This is a genomic window from Marinobacter sp. NP-4(2019) (assembly GCF_003994855.1).
GTDB lineage: Bacteria > Pseudomonadota > Gammaproteobacteria > Pseudomonadales > Oleiphilaceae > Marinobacter.
This window is the reverse complement of sequence record NZ_CP034143.1, coordinates 46,939-60,206: the sequence shown is the minus strand read 5'-3', so window position 1 is coordinate 60,206 and position 13,268 is coordinate 46,939. Positions and strand designations below refer to the sequence as shown.

Here is a 13,268-nt window from a genome sequence, read left to right as displayed (position 1 = left end):
TGCTGAGGGGAGGGGAGGGGAGAATAGTAGCGATCGCTGGGTGTAGTTCGTATAGGTGCCGGAAACTAGCTCCCAAAGATTGGATTAACCACTTTCCATGATGGACTGACGAAAAATTCTGGCGTATTGTTTTCAATGTCATATTTTTACGACCCGCGACACTAATCACTAATATCGAGAATTAGCGCTGGACTGTAACCGGCCAAGGCAACAAGAACGAATCTTATAATGGTCGTCATGGAAAAGGACAACGCCGAGCAGTTCCAGACCCCTGGATCGCGCTTGGAACATCTTCTCGCTCAGATTGGCTTCGAAAAAAATCGAGGGAAAATCACTGATCTCCATAACTATCTGGTTCAAGCAAGCCCAGAGCATTTTGGAGACCTTTCCTATGGCGCTGTCCGTGGTTGGTTTTCCGAGAATGCGCCACCGATGAGGAAGATCGGTCTCGTTCTTGATGCACTTAAAAAGAAATATCCGATCAATTTTGACGAAAAACACCTGAAAACCTGGTGGAAAGTCGGCGGTTTTTACCCATTCCAGTCAGCCATCTCACAGGAAGAGCTCAATACCCTGGATAGTCAAGCGAAGGTGAAGCGAGAGAAAGCTGCCTATGTTGTAATGTCTCTGATTCATGAGGAAAGTGGAGAATTATTCAACGATCTCTCAACAGACGAACTGGATCGGATCAGCCAGATAACGAATGCGTTCGTCAATGACTTTACGGATCCTTACCAAACCAACTGTCCCAATAGCTACATCAGAGCAATTATTCGAGACCAGCTCAGAAATTTAGAGTGAAAGAACCGATTCTAAAAGGGCGCTTACAAAGTAGTTGTGGAGGCCCGGAGTGTCATGGTCTGAGATCACTCCGGTGTATTGAAGTCTAGGAGCAGTTCTAAGGTAAGGTGCGTTTTATTTACCCGCTGATGTGTGCTCTACCGGCTATGGTCGTCTGTCTTCTGAAGTGTCTTTGGTCTGATCACTAGAGATCTGAAACTTCTCAATCAAAGACCGAAGAAAGGCGCAATCATTCTCTAGCCGTGTATTGTCGTTGGACAGCGATACGTTACGAGCCTTGATTGCAGAAAGCTCTTGTTGGGATTCTTGTTTTTCGAGCTGGTGCGAATCGCGTTCTTTAGAGAGACGTTGCTCGACCTTCTTAACTTGCTCTCTGAGGGATGCTATCTGCTGCTCCCTATTGACGACTTCGGACTTCAAGCTTTCAACTTCGCCATTGGCGGCTTCTTTTTCGATTACTTGCTGACGTATCTTTTCCTGTAGAGATTCGCTGCTTGAACGGGCTGCTTCCAGTTCTGCTGAAAGGGCACTGTAATCTTCACTGCGTTTATCCAGCTCTTCTTTGTATATCTTGATTTCCGCCTCGTGATTCTCCTGCATAGCCTGGCGCGCGATGTTGTTGTCTTTAATGATGATTCTCATTTCGTTGCGAGCTTCGGCCGTTTCAGATTCCTTCTGCTGTATTACTGATTTTGCGGCTTCTAATTGCTCAGCTTGTTGGATCACTTTCTCCTCAAGTCTGGCGAGCTCTACTTCAAGTTTTTGACTCTTATCGCGACTGAGATCCCTCTCCGCAATAGCTTTTTCTAACTTTGCTTCAAACTCGTCGATTACTGACTGCTTGTCCCCGAGCTGGCGCTCCAAACTGCTTACCAGAGTAGCTTTTTCTTCTAGCTCGGTATTGAGCTGTTGGGTTGCTTGTCGAATTCGTTCTTTGGACTGCTCATCCAGCTCAAGGGCAACCGGCCTGAGCATGTTGACCAGCTTCAGTGTAAGGGGGTCGTCTTTTTCGGCGCTGTAGTCCGTCGTATGTCCCAGAGCTTTCAGGAAGTAACCGATTTTGGCGATGGATCCTTCACCAAGAATTTTGCGGACCTGGTAAGGGTTGACTGGTGTATGGGTGCTTTTTAGCTCAGCCACAGCTGATTCGACGGCTGATTCAGTGATTTTGGCTGGTCTAGGCATGACAGTAAGTCTCCACACAGAAAAAATGATCAAAAACAATGAATTAGTGACTTTTCAGAGTTTGATCCCTAGCGCTCTTCGAATTTCCGGCATTCATCTTTGGGCATTGCTACGAATAGTATAACGAAACGAACGAAAAGAAACACGAAATAAGAAAAAGGCCTCTTTTTATGTTAAAAATCAAGATTCGATAATAGAAGGTTATCGCATCTTGATGCTATACTGGGAGAGTAGGGTGGCTAAGTCTTGGTTTTTGGGATCGGGTCATCCGAAACCACGATGAAATGAAGCAGGCAGGTAAAGAGCAGTTCGAATATCCCTGGCACCTGGTTACACAGCAATGAAGAAACTGACTGAGCTAGATGCCAAGCTGTATGACATTCAGCGGGGTACCTTGTCGGTTCTGATTACTGGGGTACGGTGGATATTGATACAGTCAATGGAGAGCTGCTGATGGAATTAACTTGCTTCGAGAACGGATTGGAACAGCATGCGAATGCTATTCGCGCGACCATTAGACGTTTTGGTTTACACGTCCGGCATGTAGATGGTCTCAGCTATACGGTGGGTTTTGATAAAATTGGGTTTCCGGAACTGCTCATTGAGACCGCTCCGGCTGCACATGCGGAGGAGTTATTTCTGACCATGTACACAGCAGCCAGGTATCGGCTTCGTAACACTGATCATTGGCACACCTTAGCCGGAACGCTAGATCCAAAACCTCTGTTCTTGGATCTCCCGGAAGACCGTAAAAGGCAGGTTTTCGTTGATGCAAGGACCGGTTACGGACATTGGGATTTTCGGGCCAATCTGGTGCAACTCCCTCATCAGAGTGGCGGCCTGTGTCGGGCCTTCTGAATGTTACAAATTGAAATTCACTTGCGGACAAGTAAGCGCAGCGGGAGCCAGTGAAATGACCAGAAATGGATCCTACGAAAGCCAGGGTAATGAGCGTAAACGGGGCCTCGAAGATGAGAGCTTGTCCCACTCTCCAGGGCACCCAGACCAGTCAAAACTCACTAAATACCTAGAAGCTGCGCGGAGCACCAACACCGAGCTCGCCACCGCTAACGCGATTAAGCATTATCGGGAAGTGTATAAAGGCCCCTTCCCTTGCACGCCACATGATCTGTCTCTTTATCTGAGTCATTATGCCGGGACACTGAAAGTGGCGACGTTGGAACAGCGCCGCTCATTGATTGGCAAGTGGCACGAAGAGATGACCGGCTCTAACCCGAACAAGAGCAAACTCGTTCTAGAAACCATGCGAGGAATTCGGAAATTCCATAATGCCAGCCAGAAACAGGCGAATGCTCTGCCTTTAGACACCCTCAGGGAAACCGTGAGCTTTCTTGCGGATAAAAGAAATCGTCAAGAAGGTGCGGCTAATCGGGAGTGGCGCCGTTATTCGCGGGACAGGGCCATGCTACTCACGGCATTTTGGTTTGGTCTTCGAGGGAGCGAATTGGTGAATATACGGCTTTCCCACCTGACTTTTGATTGGAGAAGTCATCCGCCAAAATTGACGGTGATGATTCCCACCTCAAAGGCCGACCGCAGCAGTTCGGGGCGAGAGGTAACGCTTGTTGCTTTATCGGAACTATGCCCTATTTACGCAATTTCCGAGTGGATCGAGGACAGATTTGGGGGACTCGATATCGGCTCTGAAACAATTAAAGACCAGTTCTTGTTCAGTAAAGTCGACCGCTGGGGGGCGGTTTGGTCTGATGGCCTTAACTCGAATTCCATCAATAAAATTTTGAAGAGGGTTTTTGACGAGGCGCGCGAGAATGGAGCGCACATTCCGGAACATTTCAGTTCGCATTCGATGCGTCGTGGCGTCTCAGATTGGTTGATTGATCAGGGCGCGTCGTGGTCCCAATTAATGCATTGGGTCGGCTGGCGAGATGTCCGGTCGGCCAGAAAATACGTAGACTCAAAAGAGAGTCTGCCTTCGATCTTTATGGACAACAATCAGCGACTGAGTGTAGAACAATCAAACAAAGATAAAGGTCACGGTCAACCTAGTAAGATTGGGCATGATGAAAACCGGTAGGATGATCACTTAGAAAAGCCGATTTTACGCAGAAGATTTTTCCCTCGATATGTGAGTGAGTCCGGCCCCGATTTTTGTAACTCCTCCTGCTTCAATCGCAGAAACACCTCTTTACGATGCACTGGAACATGGGAGGGGGCCTCTATCATCAGTCTGATTCGGTTGGTATCGATCAGGGTTACGGTCACTTCGATGTCCTCTCCAATGATGATGGACTCATTGGGGTCAGTTCACGAAACGGAAAAAATTGTACGCTAAGCCTTTGGCATCAATGATATCGACACCATTTTTTCCACAATTCATAAAGTTGCGCAGTAATTAGTCGACGACTGGCCCTTGCTAAATAATTTTCATTTCAGCATGAGTTGTGCTTTAAAAATTCAATTCTGCAACTACACTCATTGGGCGAACAGAGCGAGAAATCCGCCGTTAATTCCAATAGCGGGTACGCGAATGAATATCAGCTCTTAGGGGAATATTATGTTAAATTGTCTATTCACCGCTGAAGAACTAACCCCCCAATAACCCCTGCGCAAAATGCCCAGTAGCAAACGCCAGCCCCGCTGCGGCCGTACCCATGATCAAAGTCCGGAGTCCTGATCGCATTGCTGGTAAGCCATAGACGATACTTTTAAGCATTCCGATACCCAAGAAGACGACGCCTGCCAAACCAAGACTCGTCAGGAACTGAATCTGACTCTCCATACCCGGGATGGCATAAGGCAGTAAAGGTAAAGCACCAACCGACAAAAATGCGGCGAAGGTAGTCAACGCGGCTCGGCGTGGGCTGAGTCCGGCACCCGAGAGTCCGTACTCTTCTCGCAACATGGTTGCTACCCACACATCGGGATTACGACTGATAGCCTCCACTACTTGCTCCAGCAATTCGCCGTCGAATCCCTTCGCCTGAAACAGCTGGCGAATTTCCTCACGTTCACCTTCTGGCACAGCACGGATATGTTCACGTTCTGTGCGTTCAGCAAATTTGATCTGATTCAACTGCGCCTGGCCCGCTTCGTAATTACTTACCGCCATGCTGAAGCCGTCTGCAATCAGGTTTGCAAAGCCGAGTACCAACGCAACCTGTGGCGAGAAACCTGCGCCGAACGCACCCGATACAACCGCAAACGTTGTAACGCAGCCATCGATGCCGCCAAGCACAGCATCTGGTAGCGTCGAGGCCTTAACGGGACCAGCAAGCCGTGCACGAACGGCATTAGGCTGGTGCTCGCTGAGCAGTCTTTCATTTTCTGTGGATGGCATCTTTCAGCTTCCTGTTCAGGACGCGATTTGGTGCTTTGGGATTATAGGCTCAGTTCGACCTTGTCACTTTATCTGTCAATATACATCTTCAAGATAACGTCCCTGGCCTCTCAGAGTTTCAATATCGATGTGCAAGGGTTTGAGAATGTCTTCTATAACCTGCCGCACAGCCGCCGCCATATCCCGGCCACCACAGACCAGTATCTGCGCACCGGTGTTAACCATCTGTCGCACGGCTAATTCATCCTGTTTGAGCTTATCCTGCACGTAGGCGCGCTCGTCTGTTCTTGAGAAGGCTGTGTTCAGCCCGCTCAGTCGATGATCCTCAAGATAGCGCCCAAGCTCAGGTTGGTAGAGAAAATCTGACCTGGCATCGCGACCGCCCCAGTACAGATACATAGGGTTGCAACTGGTATTGTTTCTGATGAAACCGGTTAACGGACCAATCCCGGCACCTGCACCAACAAGAATCACTGGTCGGTTACCGGTAGCTGGCCGAAAGCCTGGATTGGGGCGGATGAAGCCATCGATACAATCACCCGGCTTGAGGTCATGCAAATAACCGGAGCAAAGACCGCCGGCCTGCTTACGGACGCATATCTCAACAATTTCGTCATTTGCCGAGGACGCGAGCGAGTAGAACCGCGGGGGTTGACCGTGTGGGGGAATAACCCCCAAAAGGTCTCCCGCCTCGAACGGTGGCAGCGCTTTAAATCTTCTTGGAGAAGCCGTTAGCCATCCGCCCTGCTCCGCCGGTTTGAACCGGAAGATACTGGTGGGCGCCTGAACCGCAATCCCGTAATCCGCCCTTTCTACCAGTTCCAGTTTGACCGTTGCTGGCTGCAATGCACAGTAGTTCAAGAAAAGCGGAGTACCGATAACCTCACCAACCCGGTTTCCCCACTCACTGAATTGCGAGGCAGAACACCGATCAATCAGTTCAATGGCGTGCAAACGGCTGACGCCTTTACCGGCGAGCGCAGCATCCACCGACAAGGCAAACTGACAGAAGTTCGGAAACTGCCGGTCACCAAAACCCAGTACCGTGTATCGCAGGTTCTTCTCAGCCCGGAATTCTTTGAGCCTGGCCATAAACTGCCGGGCCGATGCGGGTGCATCACCATCACCGTATGTCGAAGTCAGCACGAACAGCCTGGAAGCCTGCGGATACTGCTTAGCCAGGGCATTCATCTCGCTGCAATGCACGCGGAAACCGGCCTTATTCAGGCTGCTATGGAGTTCCTGGGCAAATCCCCAGGTGGCATTACCTTCGGAGCCGACCAGAATAATTGTATCCGCCTGAGCGGCATCGGCGTTGTCAGGAAGCTGCCCTGAAGACCGGCGACGCTGCCACCAGATGGTTGCACCTGTTATCGAGAGAGCTGGCACAGTCAGTGCCGCAGCGCCAAGAATCAGGCCAAGCCACCATAGGCCTTCACCGGTGTGCAAACGTACAATCCAGTCCTGCAATACGCCGCTGTCAGAGCGCGGCTGGAACTGCAGCAACTCGCCCGTAGCCTGGTCCACGAATCCGGAGCCGCCGGCGGTTGACAGCGAATAGACGTCCTGCGGATCACCGGGATAGGGAAACACCAGTTCCCGGAGTTCGCCAAGATCGAAATTGCCTAGCGCTTTTAAGGTGCCCACAGGCGATGGTTGCCCGCCCGAGACCTCAGCCGGAAACCCTGGCCCTGTGTCAGGCGCTTCCGGCAGCAAACCAAAGCGCTGTGCCGACATATAGCTACCGGTCAGTGCGGATAACAGTAGGCCGAGCACGGCAAACCGGGCCAGCTCGGCATGGATTCGTTTCCCGCCTGAGCCGGAAAGCGGTCTTAGTATATTCTTCCAACCCCCGGTACGCCGGGCTATCAACAATATTCCCGAAAGACACAGAAGTACCATCAAAGCAGCTAATACGCCGGCCAGCGCTCTACCGGCATCATCCAGCATAAACGCACGGTGCAGGTCCTTGACCCAGCCAAAAAATGCGGAAGGTTCGTAGGGTGCGGTGCCCTCACCTGTTACCGGATTCACCAGATCCGCACCGGCCTGGCCGTCACGGCTGTAATAGACAATGACCTTGCCAGAAGGCTCTCGCACGATCTGCTCAGTCCCGGGATAGTGAGCAACGACCCGGTCTGCCAGCTCGGCAATACTGACTTCACCGGAAGCCGGAATGACCGCTGACACTCTATCCAGCGTCGGAGCCAAAGCCAACACAGCTCCCGTGACCGAGAGAACGATCAGGAACACGCCTGCAAGCAAACCCGGTAAACTGTGGAACTTGCGCAACATAATAGTCGATGCTCCTGGTGAATTATTGAAGCTCGTAGGTCAGAGCGCGCACGTAACCACGTCCTGAAACCGGCTTTCCGGACCCTTCGGTGGTCAGGGGGGCTATCACATCGGCTCTGATATCGCGCATATCTTCAACAGCAGAGTCGACTCGAACCTCATAGCCGTTGTCGATCAGCGAATCATCGAGGTTCAGAGTCACTTTCAGCGTGCGGCCACTGGTAACACTGGCGCCAGTCAAGCCGTCATACTCTGCAGGATCAAGCCCACTGCCCCGGGCCCAGCCTCCCAGGTGTTTGTAGTATTTAGATTTCTTCCCGGAAACCCAAAGGGTACCCTGATACTCTCCGGCGGCATCGGTAAGATACAGCGCCAGATAGGCTCCATCGCCGCCGTAATTCTGTAGTTCCGTAGTGAAGGTCACGTCACGGGCCTGGGCGAATACCGGTAAAGCCAAGGCGGCGAAAAGGCTGCAAGTGAGAACAAACGTTTTCATAAATGGTCTCCAAAAACCTGATGAACGTTAAAGGAACAGGGCAAATTCGCTGAGTTACTCAACGGTAACCGTGGGACGCCCCTTGACGATGCCGTTGCGTGGCGCCTGACTTTTGGGATTGTCCTGTCCATTTTTCCTGTTGCCGCGGTCCCTCTCCTCATCGTCACTGTCTTCACGCTCCCATTTCATCATGGTCAATGAAGCGGGCGCGAAAGAGGCTTCTGCCCTGACCCCATCGGCATCGAGGCCCCGGACTTCATAACAACCGTCGTCAACCTTTATTCGGTGAACTGTCCAGCCTTCGGCTTCCAGCTTTTCACGCAGATTTTCACGGGGCTGCCAACTCGCCACCGGATCATCGCAGTCGTCATCGGCCACTGCGGTACCGCTCAGAAGTAACAAAGACAGGCTCAGAATAATGGGTTTGGTCTTCATGGTGTCTCTCCTGCTGGTTGTGTTAAATCCACTCTAAGGCGCTAACCTGACAACGACCTGAACAAACGAGGCCATTTCAGCGGAACTGAAAAGCTTCTTTATGGAAGCGAGTCAGGCGGAAGGGTGCTGCCCGCAAGCCGTTTCTAATGGCTTCCCCCAGCCCTGCCGGGCCGCAGAACCAGACCTCTGCGCCTGCTGCCGAGCGTCCGTTGGTAGACAACGTCTCGGCAGACAACCTCTGCCCCTTGCTGCTGTCATGAATCTCGAGGTGTATCCCGGGAAAGCCATCGCAAAGCGCCCGAAGTCGATCCACCATGGGATCCTGGCCGGCGTTGCGCGTGCAGTAATGCAGATCGGCTTCAGGCACGGTGGCGTCGGTGGCGCTGCTTAGAGCTTCGAGCCAGGCCAGAAACGGCGTGATCCCGATGCCACCGGCTATCCAGATCTGGTGGGATTTGCGGTTGCGGCGATCGAAGTTAAAACAGCCGTAAGGGCCTTCTATATTTACGGTTTGCCCCACGCTGATTTTTTGGCTCAGATTGCGGGTGAAGTCGCCGAGCGATTTAATGATGAACGTAACCGTGCCATTTTCCCTATCGGCACTGGCAATCGTGAACGGGTGCGCGCCCTCTAGTCGGTCGAAGGTCACAAAGGCGAATTGCCCCGCACGGTGACCGGGCCATGCCGGCCCCATGTGGCAGGTAACTTCGGTGACGTCCCGGTCTGGTGTTTTGATCGCGGTGACCATGCCGCGAACCTGGCGACGACGACCAACTCTGCCGGTCAGGGATAGCCCGCTGGCGATGCTGCCGCCAAAGAGCAAAATGGCCATCAGCACACCGATTGGCTGCTGCCACCATTGCAGCGGAGTAAGCCACGCCGCGTGGAAAGCGAGCAACAGATAAAGCACCGGCATGCCGCGATGCAAATAGCGCCAGTATTTGTAGGGGAACTTGCGCAACAAGGTGATCAGCAGCATGGCGAACAGCAGATAGATGGCGAACTCCCCTACCTCTTCCGCCGCATCGCGCATGGTGTCGATGAACCCGGAATAATCCTGATCGTGCAGCTTGCCGGCTTTTCCGAACACCGACTCTATTACATCGTCACCCATTTCAATCAGCCAATGGGCGGCGGCGAATACCACTGCCAGAATGCCCGCCCATTTGTGGGTGCGATAGATCTGATCCAACCCGCCCAGCGGTCTCTCCAACCAGGCTGGGCGCAGTGCCAACATCATGGCTAGTGACATCAGAGCAATGGATAACAGCCCACTGAGCAGCAGGCTCTGGTCATAGACTGCCCAGGGAGAACCGGCCCCAGGACCTGCAAAGAGGTTCCAGGCCCATAGGCCCAAAACCAACACAACGAAAGGAAAAATCATCCGCATCATCACATCTCCTGCGATCGGTACCTGGAATATTCCCCCGAAGGCTAGCGCCCAAACCTGACAGCCAGCTGAAGGTCGGTGAAGAGAGATCGAAGCGTTATTGACCATTCAGGCTGTTGTCAGGTTCGAGCTGTAGTATCTTGATTTCAGGGCTGGGTCAGAGGTGAACAATGCGGGTTCTTTTGGTGGAGGATACGGCGGGATTGGGCGAGGCGGTCCGGGATCAGATTGCGGACGACGGCCACGCCGTGGACTGGGTGCAAACTCTGCGCTTTGCTGAGGCGAGTATCAGGACCACAGCCTACGACCTGATTCTGCTGGACCTGATGCTGCCCGACGGCCATGGCTTCGGCTTTTTGCGAACGATCCGGGCTACCGGAATAACAACACCGGTGATCATTCTGACCGCCAGGGATCAGGTGTCTGACCGGATTGAAGGATTGAATGCCGGTGCTGACGACTACCTGGTCAAACCCTTTGATCTTTCGGAGTTGTCGGCCCGCGTGGCCGCGGTGGCTCGCCGATATCGCGGCAATCCAAGCCCGATCATACAAGTGGGCGAGCTGATGATTGATCTTGGCGATCACCGCATCAGTCGCAACGGCCTGCCGGTAGAACTTACGGCACGGGAGTGGGCATTGTTTGAGGGCTTTATCCAGCGACCCGGAATGCTGTTATCGCGATCGCAACTGGAGGATCGTCTATACGCTTTCGGGGCCGAAATCGAAAGTAACACCATCGAAGTTTATGTCAGCCGTCTGCGTAAAAAGCTGGGGCGGGACGCTATCGTAACCGTCAGGGGAATGGGCTATCGCCTGGAAACACATGACCACTAGAACCAGCCTGCAAAAAACACTCGGTATCGGCCTGACACTCGGTGTCACCCTACTCTGGCTGTTGGGCGTGACCGCTTCGGGACTGGTGGCACAGCATGAAATGAACGAGGTCTTCGACAGTGCCCTGGAAGAAACCGCCCAGCGCATACTGCCACTGGCGGTCACCGACATCCTGAACCGTGAGAACGGCGCGGGCAATCAAAAGGCCCCAGCCCTGAAAGACCATGACGAATACCTGACCTATCTGGTACGGGACGAAGCTGGAAATATTCTGCTCCAGTCCCACGATGCCGACCCTGGCGTGTTTAGCAGGACCCCCGCGGAAGGGTTTTCAGATACTCTGACCCACCGGCTATATGGCGTATCTGCAGTCAGCTATACCATCTATCTTGAAGTGGCCGAACCCTTGGCGCACCGGCGTGAATCCGCTCTGGAGGCGGGATTAGCCTTACTGTTGCCTTTACTGGTGCTGATTCCGGTCAGCCTGTTGGGTGTCTGGTGGATTGTCCGGCTTTCCCTTCGTAAGGTGGTCGATTTTCAGCAAGACATTGAATCCCGCGGCGCGGGAGATCTGTCCCCTGTTGTAGAAGAGCAGTTACCCCGTGAATTTGAACCAATCGCCGGTGCCATCAACCGGCTGCTTGAGCGTTTGCATCGTGCTCTCGAATCAGAACGCAGCTTTACCGCCAACAGTGCCCATGAACTGCGAACTCCCCTGGCAACAGCGCTTGCCAAAGTGCAGCGACTGAAAACCAGAATGCCCGATGATTATCTCAAGAATGATGTTGCAGAAATTGAAGAAGCGTTACGCAGTCTCTCGGTGCTGTCCGGAAAACTGCTCGAGTTGGCAAAAGCAGAAGGTGGCGGTGCACTCTCACAAAGTCAGCAGGATCTTGTGCCCATCCTCGCGATGATTGCCCGGGATTTTGAGGCCCAGGCACCCGGGCGAGTTGTTTTATCCCTGCCGGAGCGCGAAGTGAACTCCTTTCTTGATCCCGATGCCTTCGCCATCCTGGTGCGTAACCTGATCGAGAATGCCCTTAAGCATGGTTCCCGTAGCGAGCCGGTGAAGATCAACCTGAACGATAATGGGGTTTTAAGGGTCTGCAATGGCGGTGCAAGAGTGCCACCGGAACAGCTCGCTCTTTTAAGAAACCGGTTTGCACGCGCCAAAACGGACGCTGCAGGTTCTGGCCTGGGCCTCGCGATTGCCGATGCGATTGCTAAAGGTGCCGGCATGACCCTGCATCTCAGATCGCCGGCAACAGGACGGCAGGATGGTTTTGAAGCGGAGCTGAATCTGGCATGTATCTGACACTCACCGACATTGTGCTGCTGACGAGCATCATTCAATCGCTGGCTCTTGCCGTTTTTCTCCTACTTCCATCCAACAGTGGGCTCATATCTAACCGACTCCTGGTTGCCACTCTGGTGTTCTTCGCCGCCGGGCTGGGAGAGATCTTCCTCTATGGCAGCGGGCTTGCGCTCCAGTACCCAAACTTCGCCTACCTCGGAACACTCATCGGACTTCTACAAGCCGGCACGCTCTATCTATATGCGCAATCGCTGATGTATCAGAATTTCCAGTTACGCGGGAAGCATCTCGTGCACACGTTGCTCTTCTGGGTGGTCGGCGCAATTTTTCTGATTGAATATTATTTACAGCCAAGCGAGACCAAAGTTCAGATTCTGCTTGAACGGGACCACCCGGGCGTACTTACCTCTCCCCTTCTTGCAGTCGCTATTCACGCGGTCTTTCTGGGCTACCTGTACGCGACTATTCGTGCGATTAACCGTTTCGGCCTTGGTATTCGACAGATTTTCTCGAGTATTGAAAACAAACAACTTGCGTGGTTACGGACGCTTCTGATCGGCTATGCAGTGGCCTGGACCGTGAGCATGATGTACTGCCTTGCAGCGCATGTGTTTAGAAGCGTGCCCGGAACCGAGTGGGTGGCCGGCGCTGGCGCTGTAACGGGCTTCATTTTCATCAATTTTCTGATGATAAACTCTCTTCGCCAACCCGTTGTTTTCTCTGGATTGGCAGCAGACCAGGCCGCCTTGCTGGAAGAAGAGCCCACGCCGCAGTTTGATCAAACTTTAAAGGTCAGGCTCCAACAGTTAATGCACCAGGAAAAGCCCCACTTGCACCCCAACCTGACCCTGGAACAACTTTCACGGAAATTGGGCGCCCCTTCAAGAGAGGTTTCACGGGCCATTAACCAAGGCTTTGGCTGCAATTTCTTTGAGTTCGTCAGTCGCTATCGCATCGACGAGGCGAAATCGCGCCTGGCCGATGCAGCCAATCAGGCAAATATTCTGCAAACTATGTATGACTCTGGCTTCAACTCGAAGTCCGTATTCAACACTGCTTTCAAGAAAGAGACAGGATTTACCCCCAGTGAATATCGCCGACGAGCCCTGCAGGGCGATATCCGACCCTAGCCACGATCCTGAACCTGGCTACCCGGCGTTCGAGTACGCTCTCACCCGATACTGAAACCTCTATCC

The 13,268-nt window shown here is 52.8% G+C and carries 13 protein-coding genes; 6 read left to right on the top strand and 7 right to left on the bottom strand.

What is annotated here, in order from left to right:
- Nucleotides 1-228 precede the first annotated feature (228 nt).
- Nucleotides 229-801 (top strand): hypothetical protein, encoded by a 573-nt coding sequence (locus tag EHN06_RS20625; RefSeq protein WP_127334559.1) that lies wholly within the window; start codon nucleotides 229-231, stop codon nucleotides 799-801.
- Nucleotides 802-945: 144 nt separating this feature from the next.
- On the opposite strand, the gene EHN06_RS20620 is transcribed toward EHN06_RS20625, so the two are convergent.
- Nucleotides 946-1,986 carry a hypothetical protein gene (locus tag EHN06_RS20620; RefSeq protein WP_127334558.1) on the bottom strand — a complete coding sequence of 347 codons (1,041 nt, stop codon included), beginning with the start codon at nucleotides 1,984-1,986 and terminating at the stop codon, nucleotides 946-948.
- A gap of 420 nt (nucleotides 1,987-2,406) precedes the next feature.
- On the opposite strand from EHN06_RS20620, the gene EHN06_RS20615 reads away from it, so the two are divergent.
- The gene (locus EHN06_RS20615) at nucleotides 2,407-2,844 is read left to right on the top strand and encodes a hypothetical protein (protein WP_127334557.1); all 438 of its coding nucleotides are present in this window, start codon (nucleotides 2,407-2,409) and stop codon (nucleotides 2,842-2,844) included.
- Between the two features lie 55 nt (nucleotides 2,845-2,899).
- Nucleotides 2,900-4,042 (top strand): tyrosine-type recombinase/integrase, encoded by a 1,143-nt coding sequence (locus tag EHN06_RS20610; RefSeq protein ID WP_072678565.1) that lies wholly within the window; start codon nucleotides 2,900-2,902, stop codon nucleotides 4,040-4,042.
- Between the two features lie 5 nt (nucleotides 4,043-4,047).
- Here the strand turns inward: EHN06_RS20610 and EHN06_RS21810 are convergent, their stop codons facing one another.
- From EHN06_RS21810 to EHN06_RS20580, 6 genes are all read right to left on the bottom strand, one after another.
- Nucleotides 4,048-4,230: a carbon storage regulator gene (locus EHN06_RS21810; protein WP_157680777.1), complete on the bottom strand. Its 183-nt coding sequence runs from the start codon at nucleotides 4,228-4,230 to the stop codon at nucleotides 4,048-4,050.
- 322 nt (nucleotides 4,231-4,552) lie between these two features.
- Nucleotides 4,553-5,305: a VIT1/CCC1 transporter family protein gene (locus EHN06_RS20600; protein ID WP_011784790.1), complete on the bottom strand. Its 753-nt coding sequence runs from the start codon at nucleotides 5,303-5,305 to the stop codon at nucleotides 4,553-4,555.
- A gap of 75 nt (nucleotides 5,306-5,380) precedes the next feature.
- Entirely contained in the window at nucleotides 5,381-7,600 is a 2,220-nt protein-coding gene (locus tag EHN06_RS20595) for a PepSY domain-containing protein (RefSeq protein WP_041154766.1), read from the bottom strand.
- A gap of 22 nt (nucleotides 7,601-7,622) precedes the next feature.
- Nucleotides 7,623-8,096: a DUF2271 domain-containing protein gene (locus tag EHN06_RS20590; protein ID WP_011784788.1), complete on the bottom strand. Its 474-nt coding sequence runs from the start codon at nucleotides 8,094-8,096 to the stop codon at nucleotides 7,623-7,625.
- Nucleotides 8,097-8,150: 54 nt separating this feature from the next.
- Nucleotides 8,151-8,531, bottom strand: coding sequence for a PepSY domain-containing protein (locus EHN06_RS20585; protein WP_011784787.1), 381 nt, complete (start codon nucleotides 8,529-8,531; stop codon nucleotides 8,151-8,153).
- Nucleotides 8,532-8,607: 76 nt separating this feature from the next.
- The gene (locus tag EHN06_RS20580) at nucleotides 8,608-9,924 is read right to left on the bottom strand and encodes a ferric reductase-like transmembrane domain-containing protein (RefSeq protein WP_011784786.1); all 1,317 of its coding nucleotides are present in this window, start codon (nucleotides 9,922-9,924) and stop codon (nucleotides 8,608-8,610) included.
- A 167-nt stretch (nucleotides 9,925-10,091) separates the two neighbouring features.
- Here EHN06_RS20580 and EHN06_RS20575 point away from each other — a divergent pair, with 167 nt between their 5' ends.
- From EHN06_RS20575 to EHN06_RS20565, 3 genes are read left to right on the top strand one after another with little or no spacing between them, the layout of a single operon-like run.
- The gene (locus EHN06_RS20575) at nucleotides 10,092-10,757 is read left to right on the top strand and encodes a response regulator transcription factor (protein WP_011786648.1); all 666 of its coding nucleotides are present in this window, start codon (nucleotides 10,092-10,094) and stop codon (nucleotides 10,755-10,757) included.
- A complete protein-coding gene (locus tag EHN06_RS20570) occupies nucleotides 10,747-12,072 on the top strand; it encodes an ATP-binding protein (protein WP_019677803.1) in 1,326 nt (441 codons plus the stop codon). The genes EHN06_RS20575 and EHN06_RS20570 overlap by 11 nt, the downstream gene beginning before the upstream one ends.
- Nucleotides 12,063-13,202: a helix-turn-helix domain-containing protein gene (locus tag EHN06_RS20565; protein ID WP_127334556.1), complete on the top strand. Its 1,140-nt coding sequence runs from the start codon at nucleotides 12,063-12,065 to the stop codon at nucleotides 13,200-13,202. Before EHN06_RS20570 ends, EHN06_RS20565 begins: the two co-directional genes overlap by 10 nt.
- Nucleotides 13,203-13,268: the final 66 nt, after the last annotated feature.

Excerpts from the sequence above, each read along its gene's own strand:
- EHN06_RS20570 (WP_019677803.1), top strand. The coding sequence starts at position 10,747 with ATGACCACTAGAACCAGCCTGCAAAAAACACTCGGTATCGGCCTGACA.
- EHN06_RS20610 (WP_072678565.1), top strand. The coding sequence starts at position 2,900 with ATGACCAGAAATGGATCCTACGAAAGCCAGGGTAATGAGCGTAAACGG.
- EHN06_RS20580 (WP_011784786.1), bottom strand. The coding sequence starts at position 9,924 with ATGATGCGGATGATTTTTCCTTTCGTTGTGTTGGTTTTGGGCCTATGG.
- EHN06_RS20575 (WP_011786648.1), top strand. The coding sequence starts at position 10,092 with ATGCGGGTTCTTTTGGTGGAGGATACGGCGGGATTGGGCGAGGCGGTC.
- EHN06_RS20595 (WP_041154766.1), bottom strand. The coding sequence starts at position 7,600 with ATGTTGCGCAAGTTCCACAGTTTACCGGGTTTGCTTGCAGGCGTGTTC.
- EHN06_RS20620 (WP_127334558.1), bottom strand. The coding sequence starts at position 1,986 with ATGCCTAGACCAGCCAAAATCACTGAATCAGCCGTCGAATCAGCTGTG.
- EHN06_RS20565 (WP_127334556.1), top strand. The coding sequence starts at position 12,063 with ATGTATCTGACACTCACCGACATTGTGCTGCTGACGAGCATCATTCAA.
- EHN06_RS20585 (WP_011784787.1), bottom strand. The coding sequence starts at position 8,531 with ATGAAGACCAAACCCATTATTCTGAGCCTGTCTTTGTTACTTCTGAGC.
- EHN06_RS20600 (WP_011784790.1), bottom strand. The coding sequence starts at position 5,305 with ATGCCATCCACAGAAAATGAAAGACTGCTCAGCGAGCACCAGCCTAAT.
- EHN06_RS20590 (WP_011784788.1), bottom strand. The coding sequence starts at position 8,096 with ATGAAAACGTTTGTTCTCACTTGCAGCCTTTTCGCCGCCTTGGCTTTA.
- EHN06_RS20625 (WP_127334559.1), top strand. The coding sequence starts at position 229 with ATGGTCGTCATGGAAAAGGACAACGCCGAGCAGTTCCAGACCCCTGGA.